Source organism: Janthinobacterium sp. GW821-FHT03C10, assembly GCF_059420865.1.
In genome coordinates this window covers 70,740-87,519 of sequence record NZ_JBWKUN010000003.1, presented here as the reverse complement: position 1 = coordinate 87,519, position 16,780 = coordinate 70,740, and the positions used below count along the sequence as shown (strand labels likewise).

Genomic DNA, 16,780 nt, shown 5'->3' with positions numbered 1-16,780 from the left:
TGGCGTCCCCAAGGGGATTCGAACCCCTGTACTCACCGTGAAAGGGTGATGTCCTAGGCCTCTAGACGATGGGGACCGCGGAACTTCCAAACAACATCTGCACCACTTCAACAAGCAACATCATTGCTGCTGGTGGAGGTAAGCGGGATCGAACCGCTGACCTCTTGCATGCCATGCAAGCGCTCTCCCAGCTGAGCTATACCCCCGTTGGTGCAGAAACAAGAGTATAGCAAAGAAGTTTCACTCTGCAAATACCCTTTTTCGTCTATGAGCAACTTTTCATAGGGGCGGTTTCCGCACTGCGTTTACGCGCTCAATTCAGCGCGGCGATTACAGCCACTTTGCCAGGCGCGCCAGCACGGTGTCGCGACCGAAGATCACGACCACCTGGTCGATGGCCGGCGTCTGCAGCTGGCCCGTCAGGATCAGGCGCAAGGGCATGGCCAGCAGCGGCATCTTGATGGCGTTGGCGGCCAGCACTTCCTTGATCATGGCGGCCACGGCTTCCTTGCTCCACTCCACCGTGGCGATGCGCTCGGCAAACTGCGCCAGCACGGGCTTGATGGCGTCCGTGATGTGCTGCGTTGCCAGTTCAGCTTCCGGCTGCGGCGCGCGGAAGAACAGCATCGAGGCGGCAGCCAGCTCATTGACGGTGTTGGCGCGCTCTTTCATCATGCCCAGCACTTGCGCCAGATCAGGCGCGCCTTCGAAGACGGCGCCGGCGGCGACCATTTGCGGACGCGCCAGGTCGGCCAGACGGGCATTGTCGGCCTGCTTGATATAGTGATTATTCAGCCAGGCCAGTTTTTCATTGTTGAACTGGGCCGCCGATTTCGACAGGTGATTCAGGTTGAACCACTCGCAGAACTGCTCGGTCGAGAACACTTCATCGTCGCCATGGCTCCAGCCCAGGCGCGCCAGGTAGTTCAGCATCGCTTCCGGCAGGAAGCCCTGCGCCGGGTAATCCATCACGCTGACGGCGCCATGGCGCTTCGACAGCTTCTCGCCGTCCGCGCCGAGGATCATCGGCAGGTGACCGTACAGCGGCAGCGGCGCGCCGATGGCGCGCAGGATGTTGATCTGGCGCGGGGTGTTGTTGACGTGGTCGTCGCCGCGGATCACGTGGGTGATCTGCATGTCCCAGTCATCGACGGCCACGCAGAAGTTGTAGGTTGGCGTACCGTCCGGGCGCGCGATCACCAGGTCGTCCAGTTCGCGGTTAGAGATCGTGATCGTGCCCTTGACCACGTCGTCCCACGTCACGTCGCCATCGAGCGGATTCTTGAAGCGCACGACGGGCTTGCGGTCCGCCGGCACGGCCGGCAGGGTCTTGCCCGGTTCCGGGCGCCAGGTGCCGTCGTAGCGTGGCTTTTCGCCGGCGGCGCGCATGCGCTCGCGCATCGCTTCGACTTCTTCCGGCGACGAGTAGCAGTGGTACGCCGTGCCTTCGGCCAGCATCTGCGCCACCACTTCGCGGTAGCGGTCCATGCGGGCCATCTGGTAGAACGGGCCTTCGTCGTGGTCCAGGCCCAGCCACTTCATGCCTTCGATGATGGCTTGCACGGCTTCCGGCGTGGAACGCTCCACGTCCGTGTCCTCGATGCGCAGCACGAAAGTGCCGCCGAAGTGGCGGGCATACGCCCAGCTGTATAAAGCGGTGCGGGCGCCGCCCAGATGCAGATAGCCGGTCGGGCTGGGAGCGAAACGGGTACGGACGGGAGTAGCGTTTGTGGTCATCGAAGTAATCAGGCTTGAATAAGTAAAACGCCATTTTACTCTGTTGACCGCCGCCGCTCCACAAGCGCCGTCACAGCTGCAGCAAGCGCCTTTTCACCTCGTCCGCCTGCGCATGCAGCGCCTGCTCGAACAGGGCCACCAGCTGCGACAGGGGCCGGTGCAGGGGCTTGACCAGATTCACGGTGAACGGCAGGGACACGGCAAAGCGGCGGATCTGCAAGCCCTGCCCCGCGTAGTCCAGCGCCGTGAGCGGATTGACGATGGCCAGGCCCACGCCTTCGCGCACCATGGCGCACACGGAGGCGGCGCTGTGCGTGTCGAGCGCCATGCGCCGCTCCACGCCGGCCTGCGCGAAGATGGCGTCGATCTGCTGGCGGTAGGGGTCGACGGCGGCCAGGCTGATGAAAGGCTGGCCCGCGAAATCGGCCGGCTGCAGCACGGCCTTGCCGGCCAGCGCATGGCCGTCGGGCAGTACGCACACTTCATCGACGGACATCAGGGTGTCGAGCGCGGTGCCCGGCGGCGCATTGCCCACTTCCGTCAAGCCGATATCGTGGCGCTGCGCCGACAGCCACTCTTCCAGCAGCGGCGACTCCTGCGGCGTGATGCTGATGCTCACCTTGGGAAAATCGGCGACGAAGCGCTTGCAGGCCTGCGGCAGCAAGGATTGGGAAAACACGGGCAGGCAGGCGATCGACAGCTGTCCCTGGTCGAACTGGCGCAGGGCCGCCGCCGTGCTGACGATGCGCTCCAGGCCGAAATACGCGCGCTGTACTTCTTCGAACAGCTGCAGCGCCTGGGCCGTGGGGCGCAGCCGCCCCCGCTCGCGCTCGAACAGGGTCAGGCCCGTCAAATGTTCAAGGCGCGCCAGCTCGCGGCTGACGGTGGGCTGCGAGGTGTGCAGCATCGTGGCGGCGGCCGTCACGCTGCCCGTCGTCATGATGGCGCGGAAAACCTCGATATGGCGCAATGAAATGGTCATGTGCATATCATAAATGAATAAGGTCACCTTAAATGGATATTTTATGTTTACACAGAAAAGCCGCATCATGGCCAGCATCGCAGGTCGGATTAGCGGGCAAAGCCCGCGTAATCCGACACCACCTCCGACACCACCCATCACACGACAAAGACCACCACCATGAAACCAGTGCCAGACGCCACCCTCGCCCAACTCGCCCAGGAACACGGCACGCCACTGTGGGTGTATGACGCGGCCACCATCCGCGCACGCATCGCGCAGCTGGCGCAGTTCGACACCGTGCGCTTCGCGCAAAAGGCCAACTCGAACATCCATCTGCTCACCCTGATGCGCGAAGCGGGCGTGCACGTGGACGCCGTCTCGCTGGGCGAGATCGAGCGTGCGCTGCAGGCAGGCTTTACGCCGGCGCAAACGAATGGCGCCGCCGGCGTGGTGTTCACCTGCGACCTGTTCGACCGCGCCACCCTGGCGCGCGTGGCGGCAGCGAAGATCGAAGTCAATTGCGGCTCCGTCGACATGCTGCGCCAGCTGGGCCCCGTGTCGCCCGGCCACCGCGTCTGGCTGCGCATCAATCCAGGCTATGGCCATGGCCACAGCAACAAGACGAATACGGGCGGCGAAAACAGCAAGCACGGCATCTGGCATGAAGAGCTGCCGGAAGCGCTGGCCGTCATCCGCGCGCATGGCCTGCACCTGGTGGGCCTGCACATGCATATCGGCTCGGGCGTCGACTACAGCCACCTGGAAACCGTCTGCGGCACCATGGTCGACCTGGTCAAGAACATGGGCCATGACCTGGAAGCCATTTCCACGGGCGGCGGCCTGTCCGTGCCCTACCGCGAAGGCGAGCAGCCCGTCGACACGGACCACTACTTCCAGCTGTGGGATGCGGCGCGCAAGCAGATTGAGGCGCACCTGGGCCATCCCGTGCACCTGGAAATCGAACCGGGCCGCTTCCTCGTGGCCGACGCGGGCCTGCTGGTGGCCGAAGTGCGCGCCACCAAGCAAATGGGCGGCAACCATTTCACCTTGCTCGATACGGGCTTCAATGAACTGATGCGTCCCGCCATGTACGGCAGCTACCATGAAATGTCGGTGATCGCGCACGACGGCCGCGCTCTTGATGAGCAGCACGCCACCGTCGTCGGCGGCCCCCTGTGCGAATCGGGCGACGTGTTTACCCAGCGCGATGGCGGCGTGGTGGAAACCCGCCTGCTACCTGCAGCGCAGGTGGGCGACTACGTCGTCTTCGAAGGCGCGGGCGCGTATGGCGCCTCGATGTCGTCGAACTACAACAGCCGCCCGCATGCAGCCGAATACCTGGTCGATGGGGCGCAATCCCGCCTGATCCGCCGCCGCCAGACGGTGGCCGAGCTGATCGCGCTGGAACAACTGTAAATCCTCGCCCGCGTGCGGGCATGCGCATCTGCTAACATCGGGGCAACTCGATGAAAGCCCGCCATGCCCGCCCAAGCACTTCCCTTCCGCAGCGCCACCCGGCTGCTGCTGCCCCTGCTGCTGTCCGCCGTCCTCGCCGGCTGCACTACACTGCCCTCGCTGGACGGCCGCAGCCCCTCCACCGTCATCGCAGACACACAGCACACCCAATTGGCCACGGCCATCGCGCCCATGGTGGCGCAGCATCCCGGCGTGTCCGGCATCTATCCGCTGGTCGACGGACGCGACGCCTTTGCCGCGCGCGCCCTGCTGGCCGCCGCCGCCCAGCGCAGCCTGGACGTGCAGTACTACATCTGGCACAAGGACATCACGGGCACCTTGCTGTTCGACGCCCTGCGCCAGGCGGCGGAACGTGGCGTGCGCGTGCGCCTGCTGCTCGACGATAACAATACGGCGGGCCTGGACCAGACCCTGGCCATGCTGGGCAAGCAGCGGAACCTGGAAATCCGCCTATTCAACCCCTTCCTGCCCCGCTCTCCCCGCGCGCTGGCCTTTGCCACGGATTTTTCGCGCCTGAACCGGCGCATGCACAATAAATCGTTCACGGCAGATAACCAGGCCACCATCGTTGGCGGACGCAATGTGGGCGATGAATATTTTGGCGCGGCCGGCGAGGTGCTGTTCGCCGACCTGGACGTGCTGGCCGTCGGCCCCGTCGTCGGCGAGGTCTCGCAGGATTTCGACCGCTACTGGAACAGCGCCTCGGCTTACCCGGCCAGCCTGCTGCTGACCAGTCCTGTCGACGGCGACGCGGCCACCATCGCCGCCGAGGCGGACCGCATCGACGACACCAGGGCCGCCGAGGAATACGTGCAGGCGCTGCGCACCTCGCCCTTCGTCAAGCAGATGATGGAACGCACCCTGCCCTTCGAATGGGCGCGCACACGCATGGTCAGCGACGACCCGGCCAAGGTGCTGAACCAGGCCAGACCAGGCACGGGCGTGGCGGAAAACCTGCAAAACCTGCTCGGCGTGCCGGAAAAGGAAGTGGACCTGGTGTCGCCGTATTTCGTGCCCGGCAAAGCCGGCACGCAAGCCTTTGCCGACCTGGCGAAAAAAGGCGTGGGCGTGCGCATCCTGACGAATGCGCTGGAAGCGACCGACGTGGCGGCCGTGCATGCGGGCTATGCAAAGTGGAGGAAACCGCTGCTGGAAGCGGGCGTGCTGCTGTATGAATCGCGCCGCTCGTGGGAGGCCGGCGACGCGCGCGAGCAGCCGGGCCGCTTCGGCAGTTCCGCATCAAGCCTGCATGCGAAGACCTTTGCCGTCGACGACCGGCGCATCTTTGTCGGCTCGTTCAATTTCGACCCGCGCTCGATCGAATTGAACACGGAAATGGGCCTCGTCATCGACAGCCCCGCGCTGGCCAGCCAGCTGGGGCAAGCCATGCGCACCACTATCCCGCAACGCGCCTACCAGGTGCTGCTTGGCGACGACGGCGCGCTGTACTGGATCGCCCGCGACGCCAGCGGCGCCACCACGCGCTACGACACGGAACCGGGCACCAGCGTGTGGAAGCGCATGGGAGTGGCGATTCTGTCGGTGCTGCCGATCGATTGGCTGCTGTAATCGGTTTTGCCGACGATGTTGTCGGATGACGCGTGGCTGCGCCCCGCTAATCCGACCTACAAGGTCATCGTAGGTCGGGTTAGCGCAAAGCGCGCAAGCCGACAAGCGCGCAGTACCGCCCTTTACCGCACCGCTTCCGTCAAGATCCGCCCTTCCGACGCGGACGGCTGGCGTATGCGCAGCAGGTGGGCCAGCGTAGGCGCGATGTCGACCACTTCCGCGTACTGGCCATAGGCGCCCGGCTTGATCCAGCGGGGGCCGAACACCATCAGCGGCACGTTGGTGTCATACGTGTACGGCGTGCCGTGCGAGGTGCCGCCGCTGCCCTTGCCAAAGTACCAGGCCGGCTTTGTGACGACCATCAGGTCGCCCGACAGCTGGCGGTTCCAGGCGCGGCGCATCAGCGTGTCCATGCGGGTGGCCACGGCGCCTGCTTCCATCTGCGTGCGCGTGTAGACTTGCGCCAAGCCGTCCTGCTGCAGCAGGAAGCGGGCCGCCGCGTCTTCCAGGGCGGCGCGCTGGATGCCGCTCTTTTCCGCCAGCGCGTAGTCGAGGTAGATATTCGGCAGCGACGACGTCGTCACCAGTTTATCGATGCCCAGGCTCGTCGCCAGGTGCCGGCTCAAGGCATCGACCAGCTTGGCGCCATCGATGCGTTTGGCGGAAAAGCCGCGCGTTTCGGCAAATTCCGGCACGTTGGCAAAGCCATGGTCGGCCGTCAGCACCACCAGCACGTTATCCATGCCGACTTTTTTATCCAGGTCGCTAAAGAAGCCGGCCAGCATGCGGTCCAGACGCTGCAGGTGGTCGTGCGACATCTTGCTTTCCGGGCCGTAGGCATGGTTCACATAATCGTGCGCGGACAGGCTCACGCCCAGGATGTCGGGCACGCCGGCCGGATTGCGGCCCAGATTCTCGCCATCGATGGCGGCGCGGGCGAATTCCAGGGTCAGCTCATCGAGGAAGGGACCGGACTTCAAACGGCTGTAGTACTCGCCATCGAGCTTGCCGCTGTCGCTGTAATAGGCGAACGGGAAGGTATTGCGCGTGCCCGGCTTGGCCGCCACCAGATCATCACGGGCGTCGCGCGCATAGGCAGCATCGGCCAGCAGCGGCGTCCAGCTCTTGCCATAATAACGGTCCTGCGGTTTGGCCGCCTGGTAGCGCTGCACCCATTGCGGATGCTGCTGCATGTAATAGGTGCTGCTGGCGAAATTGCCCGTCTTTTCCATGTACATATAGGCCGTGCCCGTTTTCCCGGCCAGCAGGATGGCGCCCCGGTCCTTGCCCGACACGGTGACGACCTTGGCCTGGTCGCCCGTGGCATAGCGCAGCTCGTCGCCCAGGGTGCTCACGCGCAGCTTCGTCGGCGCCGTGCCGTCGTCCGGCTGCGTTGCTTCGCCAATGTAATGGAAATTGCCGTCCTCGGTGCAGTACACGGACTTTTTCGTAACGGGATCGATCCAGTTATTGCCGATCACGCCATGCTGGTACGGGTAGGCGCCCGACAGCACGGCCGAGTGGCCGATGGCGGTGACCGTGATGCCATGCGCCTGGTGCGCATCGCTGAACCACGCGCCCTGCTCCAGCAGGCGCCGGAAGCCGCCCTGGCCGAACTGCTCGCGATAGCGCGTCACCTGTTCCTGCGGCAAGCCGTCGACCACCAGCACGACTACCAGCTTTGGCTGCGCCACGGCAGTGGGAACCACCTTGGCCGCATGCGCCTGGCACGCCGCCACGCCAGCGACCACCAGCAGCGCCTGCGCCACTTGCCGGGAAAGGGAGAAATGTTTCGTCATATCCACTCATCAAAAGTTAGGCCACCGGGCAGCATACGCCGACTATATGACGCAATGATGACAAAAGGCAATAACAAGAAAAAGACCGGGCTCCATCGCTGGAACCCGGCCTATGCCGTAACAGACAATATATCTGACTTACTTGACCGTCACCTTGATGCTTTTGCTCAACTCCGGTCCATATGACTGGTGCGCGCCATTGGCGAACTGCATGGTGAGGGTGTACTGGCCCGGCGGCAAGGTGACGTCCGTTTCCGTTTGACCTTTGCCAAAATGCAAATGCTTGTCATCCATGGGTATCATCTCGCCCGCCTTCATCGGCCCCGAATTGATGAGCAGATGATGGTGGCCCGTCTTGGCCGTCATGTCGCCGGCCGGCTTGACGTCCATGCCTTGGATCGCAAACTTGACCTTGAACGGGCTGCTGACGGTGGCGCCGTCAACCGGCTCGACGAACGAGACGGATTGGGCGAAGGCGCTGGCGGCCAGCAGGCTGCCGGCAAGCAGGACTGCGGCTTGGCGCAGGAATACGGTGTTCAATTGCATGATGTCTCCTCTTGTTTAATAACAACATGGACTGCATGAAACCATATTCCTGGCGGTCATGGCGCCGGGGACGAGTTAAGCCAATGGTGCCACTGGTGGCCTTGAAAACCGTAGCGAGCAAGCTCAATGTCGGGTTGAGTAACGCAACCGTACTTTAGTACGGTGAGTAACGCCGACCCGAAAGTGAGCTGCGCAGCAGGTTTGCAAGGCCACCCAACCATCAGTCGTTCTTGATCACGATCGACGGGAATTTACTTGTCATATCCTTCGCCTTTTCCGCCACCTTGATGGCGATGGTGCGGGCGATCTGCTTGTAGATCACGGCGACAGGGCCTTCCGGCTCGGCCACGACGGTGGGCGTGCCCGAGTCCGTCTGCTGGCGAATCGCCATGGTCAGCGGCAAGGCGCCGAGGAATTCCACGCCGAAGTCCGCGCACATCTTCGCACCGCCGCCGGCGCCGAAGATTTCTTCCGCATGGCCGCAGTTCGAGCAGATGTGCGTGCTCATGTTTTCCACCACGCCGAGGATCGGAATGCCGACCTTCTCGAACATTTTGAGACCCTTGCGCGCGTCCAGCAGCGCGATGTCCTGCGGCGTGGTGACGATCACGGCGCCCGTGACGGGTACTTTCTGCGACAGGGTCAGCTGGATGTCGCCGGTGCCTGGCGGCATGTCGACGATCAGGTAATCGAGGTCGCGCCAGTTGGTCTGGTCCAGCAACTGCTGCAAGGCTTGCGTGACCATCGGGCCGCGCCACACCATCGGCTCGTCCGGATCGATCATGAAGCCGATCGACGACACTTGCAGGCCGTGGTTTTCCATCGGCTCCATGCTCTTGCCGTCCAGCGTCTTCGGCTGGCCGCTGATGCCCAGCATCATCGGCTGCGACGGGCCATAGATATCGGCGTCCAGCATGCCGACGGTGGCGCCTTCGGCGGCCAGGGCCAGGGCCAGGTTGACGGCCGTGGTCGATTTGCCAACGCCGCCCTTGCCGGAAGCGACGGCGATGATGTTTTTCACGTTGCTCATCGGCTTCAAGCCGCGCTGCACCGTGTGCGAAATGATCTTCGACGACACGCCCACGCTGACGTTGCCCACGCCCGGCAGCACGCGCAGGGCGGCCAGCACGGACTTGCGGATCAGGTCGATCTGGCTCTTGGCGGGATAGCCCAGTTCGATGTCGAGCGAAATGTCGCTGCCATCGACCTTCAGATTCTTGACGGTTTTACTGGAAACGAAATCTTTATGTGTATTTGGATCAATAACCTGGGCCAGCGCGGCCTTGACGTCTTCTACTGTGATGCTCATGTAAATCTCCGTGTGTACTACATATGTGCAATACGCGCAGTCTAGCGCAAATTTGCGTGGTGCGATGGCGGCAAAAGCATCACTTGCCGGCGCTGCATCTGCTCATATTGCCTTTCCGCTGTTAAAATGTCCTATTATCCATCCCAAAAGTGCATCAATCATGACTCGCAAGCTGTTCGTCACCACTGCCCTGCCTTACGCAAACGCCGCTTTTCACATTGGCCACATCATGGAATACATCCAGGCCGATATCTGGGTCCGGTTCCAGCGAATGCAACGCGATGGCGAAGCCGGCCGTGAAGTGCACTTTGTGGGCGCCGACGATACGCATGGCACGCCCATCATGATCGCCGCCGAAAAGGAAGGCATCACGCCGCAGCAATTCGTCGCCAACATCGCGGCCGGCCGCGCCCAGTACCTCGATGGCTTCCACATCGCCTTCGACAACTGGTATTCGACCGATTCGCCGGAGAACGTTGATCTGTCGCAATCGATCTACCGCAAGCTGCGCGATACGGGCCTGATCGTCACGAAAACCGTCGACCGCTTCTTCGACCCGGTCAAGGGCATGTTCCTGGCCGACCGCAACATCAAGGGCGAATGCCCGAAATGCGGCGCCAAGAACCAGTACGGCGACAATTGCGAAGTGTGCGGCGCGGCTTACCAGCCGACCGACCTGGTCAACCCGTTCTCCGTGTTCACCAACGCGACGCCCGTGATGAAGCCGTCGGAACAGTATTTCTTCAAGCTGTCCGACCCGCGCTGCTTCGAATTCCTCAAGGATTGGCTGAATACGCCAGGCCGCTTGCAGCCGGAAATGGTCAACAAGGTCAGCGAGTGGCTGGGCGAGGCGGGCGAAAAGCTGGCCGACTGGGACATTTCGCGCGATGCGCCCTACTTCGGCATCCCGATTCCCGATGCGCCGGGCAAGTTCTTCTATGTGTGGATGGACGCGCCCGTCGGCTACCTGGCCAGCCTGAAAAACTATTGCGACAAGAAAGGCATCGATTTCGACGCCTTCCTGAATGACCCGACGACGGAACAGATCCATTTCATCGGCAAGGACATCGTTTCCTTCCACCTGCTGTTCTGGCCTGCCATGCTGAAATTTGCCAATCACCCGGTGATCGACAAACTGAAAGTCAATGTGCACGGCTTCCTGACGGTTAACAACGAAAAGATGTCGAAGTCGCGCGGCACCGGCATTTCGCCGCTGCGCTACCTGGACCTGGGCATGAACCCGGAATGGCTGCGCTACTACATCGCCTTCAAGCTGAACTCGAAAGTGGAAGACCTGGATTTCAACGGCGAAGATTTCGTCGCCCGCGTGAACAGCGACCTGATCGGCAAGTACGTGAACATCGCCAGCCGCTGCGCCGGCTTCATCGCCAAGCGCTTCGACGGCAAGCTGGCATCGACGCTGTCGGAAGGCGCGCAAAGCTGGATCAACCGCGCGCTGACGGTGGACGTGAACGGCGTCATCGTCGAGCGCCAGGCCAGCATCGCCGCGCACTTCGAGAACCGCGAATTCGGCAAGGCCTTGCGCGAGATCATGGAAATCGCCGACATCACCAACCAGTATGTCGATGAAAACAAACCATGGATTCTGGCCAAGGATGCGGACAAGACGGCCGAACTGCACGACGTGTGCACGACGGCGCTGATCCTGTTCCGCCAGCTGACGATCCTGCTGTCGCCGGTGCTGCCGGGCGTGGCGAAGAACGTGGCATCGTTCCTCAACGACGCCGAGTTCACCTGGGCCGATACGCAAGTGTTCGGCGACGCCGTCTCGAACAGCATGCTGGGCCGTACCATCGGCGCCTACAGCCACTTGATGACGCGCATGGATGCAAAGATGATCGAAGCGCTGTTTGATGCACCGCAAGCGGCCGCCGCCATCGCGGCGCCGGCCGGCGACGCGGCCAACGACGCCGCAGCAGCCCCTGCCGCTGCCGCCATCGAGGAACTGGCGCCCGAAATCAAGATCGACGACTTCCTCAAGGTCGACCTGCGCATCGCCAAGATCGTCAACTGCGAACTGGTCGACGGCTCCGACAAGCTGCTGCGCCTGACCCTGGATGCGGGCGAAGGCCGCTTGCGCAATGTGTTCTCGGGCATCCGCTCGGCCTACCAGCCGGAAGAACTGATCGGCAAGCTGACGGTGCTGGTGGCCAATCTGGCGCCGCGCAAGATGAAGTTCGGCATTTCGGAAGGCATGGTCATGGCCGCCTCCGCCGCCGACGAGAAGGCCAATCCGGGCATCTACATCCTGAACCCGTGGCCGGGCGCGGAACCTGGCATGCGCATCCGCTAAGCCCGCACAAGGACCGATGATGAATATCGTGGTGCGCGAAGCAACAAATGCCGATGCACAACTGATGGCCGAGCTGACCCGCGCCGCGTGGGCCGGCAAGGTGGCGGCCTCGTCCAGCGGGCACCACGAGACGGCGCAGCAGGTGGAAGCGCAATTGCGCCACGGCGGCGGTTTTCTGTTGCTGATCGACGACATTCCAGCCGGTTCGCTGCGCTGGATGCCGCTCGACAGCGACCCCGCCATCTGGAAGATTTCACGCATGGGCGTGCTGCCCGCCTACCGGGGCAGCCACGTCTCGCAGCACTTGCTCGAAGCCATCATTCATCACGGCCTGTCGTGTCAGGCCGAGGAATTGCGCCTGGCCGTACGGCGCGACCAGCGCAAGCTGATCGATTTTTATGCGGCCTTCGAATTCGAGCTGGCCGAAGAACTGGAATATTCGCACGCCAACCCCGCCGAACCGGCGCCGATGGTGATGCGGCGCCTGTTGCGTTATTGATTTTTAGCAATTTCGCCCCGGACTTGCCGATACAACAACCCGCCAAGCCGCACGGCGCGGTAAAATACGGCCGGCTGACCTTACCCATAAGACACTCAGAAGAGAATATGAAACTGCCTGCAAAACACAACAACTACGTATCCGACCACACCTTGTTCATCGCCGAACTGAAGGCCAAGAATCCTGGCATGGAAGCGGGCCAGCAAGCGGGCCGCGCCCTGCTGTGGGACAAGCCAGCCGTCAGCATCGATGAGCAGGAGCGCCAGCTGGCGTCGGCCGTCAAGCAACAGGCTTACGTTTACCAGAACAAGAACTAAGACCTGGAACCGGCACGATGTTGCCTGAAGAGTCTGCAGTCACGCCGGAAGCCGACGCTTCCGGTGCCGGCGCAGTCATCGAGTCGCCCGAACCTGTCGCCGATGGCGACGGCAGCGGCGACCCTGCAGCATCTGCAGCCGAGGTAACGGACGCGGCGCCCGCCGCCGACCCGCTGGGCATCGCCCGCCTGTATGGCGAGCCCATGCTGCGCATGCCGACGGATCTGTACATTCCGCCGGACGCGCTGGAAATCTTCCTCGAAGCCTTCGAAGGCCCGCTCGACTTGCTGCTCTACCTGATCCGCAAGCAAAACTTCAACATTCTCGACATTCCGATGGCGCAGGTGACCCTGCAATATCTGAAATACGTCGACCAGATCCGCGTGCGCAACCTGGAACTGGCCGCCGAGTACCTGCTGATGGCGGCGATGTTGATCGAGATCAAATCGCGCATGCTCTTGCCATCGCGCAAGAGCGACGTCGAGGAAGATGGCGGCGACCCCCGCGCCGAACTGGTGCGCCGCCTGCTCGAGTACGAGCAGATCAAGCTGGCCGCCTACGACCTGAACGCCATTCCCCAGTTCGAGCGCGATTTCGTGCGCACGCAGATTTTCATCGAGCAAAGCCTGACGCCCACCTGGCCCGACGTGGAACCGGTGGACTTGCAGCAGGCGTGGCTCGACGTGCTGAAACGCGCCAAGCTGACCCAGCATCACCGCATCAGCCGCCAGGAACTGTCCGTGCGCGAGCACATGTCGAGCATCCTGCGCCACTTGCAGTCGTCGCGCTTCGTCGAATTCAGCGAGCTGTTCGACATTGCCGGCGGCGTGCCCGTGGTGGTGGTCAACTTCGTGGCCTTGCTGGAACTGGCCAAGGAAACCCTGATCGAAATCACGCAGGCAGAACCGTTTGCCCCCATCTACGTCCGGCTGGCGTATTCGCCCGCCTGATCCCTTCCCTTTGTCACTGACCACCGTACAACGGGGTTTTAGCGAAAGCAATCCATGAAAATTATTTCCGACATTGAAGAATTGCGCGACCAGCTCAGCGGACAGCTGCGCACGGCGTTCGTCCCCACCATGGGCAACCTGCACGAAGGCCATCTGTCGCTGATGCGCCTGGCGCGCAAGCATGGCGACCCCGTCGTCGCCTCGATCTTCGTGAACCGCCTGCAATTCGGGCCGAACGAAGACTTCGAGAAATATCCGCGCACCATGGCGGCCGACATCGCCAAGCTGGAAAAGGAAGGCGTGTACGTGCTGTTCGCGCCGACGGAAAAGGAACTGTACCCGGAGCCGCAGGAATACCGCGTGCGCCCGCCCGATGACCTGGGCAATACCCTGGAAGGCGAATTCCGCCCCGGCTTCTTCGAAGGCGTGTGCACGGTCGTCACCAAGCTGTTCTCGTGCGTGGGTCCGCGCGTGGCCGTGTTCGGCAAGAAAGATTACCAGCAACTGATGATCATCCGCAACATGGCGCGCCAGTTCGCGCTGCCGACGGAAATCATCGCCGCAGAAACCTACCGGGCAGACGATGGCCTGGCTTTGTCCTCGCGCAATATGTACTTGTCGGAAAGCGAACGGGCGGAAGCGCCGGAACTGTTCAAGGGCCTCAATTTCGTCGCCGAGGAAGTGCGCAAGGGCAACCTGGCCGTGGGCGAACTGGAACAAGCCAGCATGCAACTGTTGAACAGCCGCGGCTGGAAATCGGACTACATCGCCGTGCGCAAGCGCGCCAACCTGCAAGCGCCGAATGCCGCCGAACTGGCCGCGGGCGAACCGCTGGTGGTGCTGGCCGCCGCCAAGCTGGGGCAGACACGTTTGATCGACAACCTGGAAATTTAAGCGCAGTCACAGCGGGGCCGTTCGGCCCCGTTTCTTTTATTACTTCTCCATCCCCACCAGCTTGAGTTCGGCAAACAGCGGCTTGTTGCTGCCGCGTGCCGCTTGCAACAGCTCATAGCTGGCCGCATCGAGCACGATTTCCTCGCCCGCCCACAGCTTGCGCTGATTCGCAGGCAGCCTCAGGCTGCGCAGGATGGCCCGGACCTGGGCCGGGTCGGCTGCCAGCAGGCGGATGGCGTGCGCATGGCGCTGCGTTCCCGTGCGTATCGGCAAGCCGCCCTCGGGACCATGCTGGCTCAGGCTGACATAATCGCGGCCCCCCACGCGGTGCAGATAGGCATGCCGGCCATCGCCTTCGGCAGGCCACTGCGCGGCCGGCTCCTGCATCTCGACGGACGCGACAGGCACGACAGCGGTTTGTTCAAGGCTCACGCCGCAAGCTGCCAGCAAGGCCGCGCTCAGGGCGAAAAACAATACGGGTGCTCGGCGCATGTTGCGCTCCTTCTTGTCGGGGTCGGGGACAAAGGGGGAATACTGCAGCGATCATGGGCCAAATTATTTGACGTGTAAAGTTAACTTTAGGAAATATTTCATTCTCTTACGCAATTTCCTGCAGCCGGCGCGACCATACCGCTCCATACCAGCCAGGCCAGCAATGATTGTTAATGGAATTTGCACATTGAAATCCATATCACCATCTTTATCCATGAATCGATACAGATCACAATGGCTGCACTGGCCCATGCGGGCCGCCACCACGACAGGAGAGCACCATGAATACAGCAACCATCCCCGCCAGGGTCGCCATCGTCACGGGCGCCTCGCGCGGCATCGGCGCGGCCATCGCCCGCCGCCTGGCGCGCGACGGCGTGCAAGTCGTCGTCAATTACGCCAGCGGCAGGGAGGCGGCGGATGCGCTGGTGGCGGCCATCGCGGCCGAAGGCGGCGCCGCCATCGCCGTCAAGGCCAACGTGGCCGATGCGGGCGAGGTGCAAGCGCTGTTCGATGCGGCCGAGGCTGCCTATGGCGGCATCGACGTGCTGGTCAACAACGCCGGCATCATGCCGCCCGCGCTGCCCACCCTGGCCGATACGGACGACGCCACCTTCGACAGCCTGTTCGCCATCAACGTCAAGGGCAGCTTCAACACCATGCGCCAGGCAGCGACGCGCTTGCGCCACGGCGGCAGCGTGCTCAACTTCTCGACCAGCGTGACCGGCCTGGCCCTGCCCGGCTATGCCGTCTACGGCGCCACCAAGGCGGCCATCGAGACGATGACGGCTATCTTCGCCAAGGAATTGCGCGGCAAGAACATTACCGTCAACGCCGTCGCCCCCGGCCCCACGGCCACGGCCCTGTTCTTGAACGGCAAGACGGAAGAGACGATACAAAGCATGGGCAAGATGGCGCCGCTGGAACGCCTGGGCACGCCGGAGGACATCGCCGCCGCCGTAGCCTTCCTGTGCGGCCCCGATGGCCGCTGGATCAACGGCCAGACCTTGCGCGCGAACGGCGGCCTGGTATAGCACCAGCCATGCATGCTGTGCGTCGCGCGTTGCCGTCTGCGATGCTCACCGCACTAGATTTTGAATTCGGACGCCAGTTTTCCACGGATCACTCCGCATCGATGCCGATGATCGGCAGCGACGGCAGTGACGCCATCTCCGCCGGCCTGGTGGCAATCGAGCATGGGGTCGCCAGCGCCGTTGGGTGCCATTTTCTGGCGCCAGGGGAATCGCCGACGCCGTGGTGTCTCCGGCAGAAGCCCCGCTAGCCACCCGCGCAGTGTTGCGCATGAATGCGGCGGCGCGCATTATTCCTGTGGCGACAGGCATGGATAGCGGCGCCTCAGCAGCCAGGCCATGCCCAGCAGCATGGGCGCCAGCAGCGCCAGCGTGCCCGGCTCCGGCACCACCGCGATCTGCGCGGGCAACGGCGCATTGAAGGCGATGTCGGACAGGTTCGCATCGAGCAGGATGATGTCCGACAGGCTGAGCGCAGCGATGCCGCTGGTGTTACGCGAGCGGAACAGGATGCCCGCCAGGGCGCCGCTGCCGTTCACGCCGGGCAAGCTGTCGGTCAGCGTGCCCAGCGTGAACGAGATTCGTCCCGCCACATTGTCGATTGTGCCGGGAAAGAAGATGGTGGGACCGCCGCCGGGCAGCAGGCCGCCTTCGGCGACGCTGGTGGCCGATAGCAGCCTGGGATCGAACGACAGGTCGAACTGAAAGGCGAACAGGTCGGTGGCGTCATGGATCACAATATTGACGCCAAAGCTTTGGTCCTGCGGCAAGAACAAGGACTCGGGCACGATGTTGATGATCGGGGCGGCACGGGCCTGGAGGCTACAGGCCAGCAAGGCGCCCAGGGCCCAGAGGCAAATCGATGTCAGTCGGGTGGCCATGT

General features: G+C 62.9%; 15 protein-coding genes and 2 tRNA genes. 8 read left to right on the top strand and 9 right to left on the bottom strand.

Annotated elements, in window-relative coordinates:
* The 4 genes from AC07VH_RS11600 to AC07VH_RS11585 all read right to left on the bottom strand — a co-directional run bounded on the left by AC07VH_RS11600 (nucleotide 1) and on the right by AC07VH_RS11585 (nucleotide 2,719).
* Nucleotides 1-76 (bottom strand) — tRNA-Glu (locus AC07VH_RS11600).
* Nucleotides 77-130: 54 nt separating this feature from the next.
* Nucleotides 131-206 (bottom strand) — tRNA-Ala (locus AC07VH_RS11595).
* 124 nt (nucleotides 207-330) lie between these two features.
* Nucleotides 331-1,737 (bottom strand): glutamate--tRNA ligase, encoded by a 1,407-nt coding sequence (gltX, locus tag AC07VH_RS11590; RefSeq protein ID WP_494787950.1) that lies wholly within the window; start codon nucleotides 1,735-1,737, stop codon nucleotides 331-333.
* Between the two features lie 70 nt (nucleotides 1,738-1,807).
* Entirely contained in the window at nucleotides 1,808-2,719 is a 912-nt protein-coding gene (locus tag AC07VH_RS11585) for a LysR family transcriptional regulator (protein ID WP_494787949.1), read from the bottom strand.
* A 159-nt stretch (nucleotides 2,720-2,878) separates the two neighbouring features.
* Between AC07VH_RS11585 and lysA the strand changes: the two genes are divergently transcribed.
* Together lysA and AC07VH_RS11575 are read left to right on the top strand one after the other, a co-directional pair.
* Nucleotides 2,879-4,117: a diaminopimelate decarboxylase gene (gene lysA, locus AC07VH_RS11580; protein ID WP_475413553.1), complete on the top strand. Its 1,239-nt coding sequence runs from the start codon at nucleotides 2,879-2,881 to the stop codon at nucleotides 4,115-4,117.
* Between the two features lie 63 nt (nucleotides 4,118-4,180).
* Complete coding sequence (locus AC07VH_RS11575) at nucleotides 4,181-5,746, top strand: phospholipase D family protein (RefSeq protein ID WP_494787948.1); 1,566 nt, start codon at nucleotides 4,181-4,183, stop codon at nucleotides 5,744-5,746.
* A 122-nt stretch (nucleotides 5,747-5,868) separates the two neighbouring features.
* On the opposite strand, the gene AC07VH_RS11570 is transcribed toward AC07VH_RS11575, so the two are convergent.
* The 3 genes from AC07VH_RS11570 to apbC all read right to left on the bottom strand — a co-directional run bounded on the left by AC07VH_RS11570 (nucleotide 5,869) and on the right by apbC (nucleotide 9,400).
* Nucleotides 5,869-7,545, bottom strand: coding sequence for an alkaline phosphatase family protein (locus AC07VH_RS11570; RefSeq protein ID WP_494787947.1), 1,677 nt, complete (start codon nucleotides 7,543-7,545; stop codon nucleotides 5,869-5,871).
* Nucleotides 7,546-7,683: 138 nt separating this feature from the next.
* Entirely contained in the window at nucleotides 7,684-8,091 is a 408-nt protein-coding gene (locus AC07VH_RS11565; RefSeq protein ID WP_494787946.1) for a DUF4399 domain-containing protein, read from the bottom strand.
* Nucleotides 8,092-8,311: 220 nt separating this feature from the next.
* Nucleotides 8,312-9,400: an iron-sulfur cluster carrier protein ApbC gene (gene apbC, locus AC07VH_RS11560; RefSeq protein ID WP_070219730.1), complete on the bottom strand. Its 1,089-nt coding sequence runs from the start codon at nucleotides 9,398-9,400 to the stop codon at nucleotides 8,312-8,314.
* Nucleotides 9,401-9,560: 160 nt separating this feature from the next.
* Here apbC and metG point away from each other — a divergent pair, with 160 nt between their 5' ends.
* From metG to panC, 5 genes are all read left to right on the top strand, one after another.
* The gene (gene metG / locus AC07VH_RS11555) at nucleotides 9,561-11,714 is read left to right on the top strand and encodes a methionine--tRNA ligase (RefSeq protein WP_494787945.1); all 2,154 of its coding nucleotides are present in this window, start codon (nucleotides 9,561-9,563) and stop codon (nucleotides 11,712-11,714) included.
* A gap of 19 nt (nucleotides 11,715-11,733) precedes the next feature.
* Nucleotides 11,734-12,213 (top strand): GNAT family N-acetyltransferase, encoded by a 480-nt coding sequence (locus tag AC07VH_RS11550; RefSeq protein ID WP_070219744.1) that lies wholly within the window; start codon nucleotides 11,734-11,736, stop codon nucleotides 12,211-12,213.
* Between the two features lie 107 nt (nucleotides 12,214-12,320).
* On the top strand, nucleotides 12,321-12,530 hold the full coding sequence (locus tag AC07VH_RS11545; protein ID WP_034778041.1) for a DUF3460 family protein: 210 nt from the start codon (nucleotides 12,321-12,323) through the stop codon (nucleotides 12,528-12,530).
* 17 nt (nucleotides 12,531-12,547) lie between these two features.
* Nucleotides 12,548-13,480 carry a segregation and condensation protein A gene (locus AC07VH_RS11540; protein WP_489628139.1) on the top strand — a complete coding sequence of 311 codons (933 nt, stop codon included), beginning with the start codon at nucleotides 12,548-12,550 and terminating at the stop codon, nucleotides 13,478-13,480.
* A 54-nt stretch (nucleotides 13,481-13,534) separates the two neighbouring features.
* A complete protein-coding gene (gene panC / locus AC07VH_RS11535; protein ID WP_489628140.1) occupies nucleotides 13,535-14,374 on the top strand; it encodes a pantoate--beta-alanine ligase in 840 nt (279 codons plus the stop codon).
* A 39-nt stretch (nucleotides 14,375-14,413) separates the two neighbouring features.
* On the opposite strand, the gene AC07VH_RS11530 is transcribed toward panC, so the two are convergent.
* Nucleotides 14,414-14,866 (bottom strand): hypothetical protein, encoded by a 453-nt coding sequence (locus tag AC07VH_RS11530; RefSeq protein ID WP_494787944.1) that lies wholly within the window; start codon nucleotides 14,864-14,866, stop codon nucleotides 14,414-14,416.
* A gap of 281 nt (nucleotides 14,867-15,147) precedes the next feature.
* Here AC07VH_RS11530 and AC07VH_RS11525 point away from each other — a divergent pair, with 281 nt between their 5' ends.
* Nucleotides 15,148-15,900: an SDR family oxidoreductase gene (locus tag AC07VH_RS11525; RefSeq protein WP_494787943.1), complete on the top strand. Its 753-nt coding sequence runs from the start codon at nucleotides 15,148-15,150 to the stop codon at nucleotides 15,898-15,900.
* Between the two features lie 287 nt (nucleotides 15,901-16,187).
* On the opposite strand, the gene AC07VH_RS11520 is transcribed toward AC07VH_RS11525, so the two are convergent.
* Nucleotides 16,188-16,778, bottom strand: coding sequence for a cohesin domain-containing protein (locus AC07VH_RS11520; RefSeq protein WP_494787942.1), 591 nt, complete (start codon nucleotides 16,776-16,778; stop codon nucleotides 16,188-16,190).
* Between the last annotated feature and the right edge of the window lie 2 nt (nucleotides 16,779-16,780).

Bases quoted from the DNA above. Each gene is read 5' to 3' on its own strand.
- AC07VH_RS11540 (WP_489628139.1), top strand. From the start codon at position 12,548: ATGTTGCCTGAAGAGTCTGCAGTCACGCCGGAAGCCGACGCTTCCGGT.
- AC07VH_RS11530 (WP_494787944.1), bottom strand. From the start codon at position 14,866: ATGCGCCGAGCACCCGTATTGTTTTTCGCCCTGAGCGCGGCCTTGCTG.
- AC07VH_RS11525 (WP_494787943.1), top strand. From the start codon at position 15,148: ATGAATACAGCAACCATCCCCGCCAGGGTCGCCATCGTCACGGGCGCC.
- AC07VH_RS11570 (WP_494787947.1), bottom strand. From the start codon at position 7,545: ATGACGAAACATTTCTCCCTTTCCCGGCAAGTGGCGCAGGCGCTGCTG.
- AC07VH_RS11550 (WP_070219744.1), top strand. From the start codon at position 11,734: ATGAATATCGTGGTGCGCGAAGCAACAAATGCCGATGCACAACTGATG.
- gltX (WP_494787950.1), bottom strand. From the start codon at position 1,737: ATGACCACAAACGCTACTCCCGTCCGTACCCGTTTCGCTCCCAGCCCG.
- panC (WP_489628140.1), top strand. From the start codon at position 13,535: ATGAAAATTATTTCCGACATTGAAGAATTGCGCGACCAGCTCAGCGGA.
- AC07VH_RS11565 (WP_494787946.1), bottom strand. From the start codon at position 8,091: ATGCAATTGAACACCGTATTCCTGCGCCAAGCCGCAGTCCTGCTTGCC.
- lysA (WP_475413553.1), top strand. From the start codon at position 2,879: ATGAAACCAGTGCCAGACGCCACCCTCGCCCAACTCGCCCAGGAACAC.
- AC07VH_RS11575 (WP_494787948.1), top strand. From the start codon at position 4,181: ATGCCCGCCCAAGCACTTCCCTTCCGCAGCGCCACCCGGCTGCTGCTG.
- apbC (WP_070219730.1), bottom strand. From the start codon at position 9,400: ATGAGCATCACAGTAGAAGACGTCAAGGCCGCGCTGGCCCAGGTTATT.
- AC07VH_RS11585 (WP_494787949.1), bottom strand. From the start codon at position 2,719: ATGACCATTTCATTGCGCCATATCGAGGTTTTCCGCGCCATCATGACG.
- AC07VH_RS11545 (WP_034778041.1), top strand. From the start codon at position 12,321: ATGAAACTGCCTGCAAAACACAACAACTACGTATCCGACCACACCTTG.
- AC07VH_RS11520 (WP_494787942.1), bottom strand. From the start codon at position 16,778: ATGGCCACCCGACTGACATCGATTTGCCTCTGGGCCCTGGGCGCCTTG.
- metG (WP_494787945.1), top strand. From the start codon at position 9,561: ATGACTCGCAAGCTGTTCGTCACCACTGCCCTGCCTTACGCAAACGCC.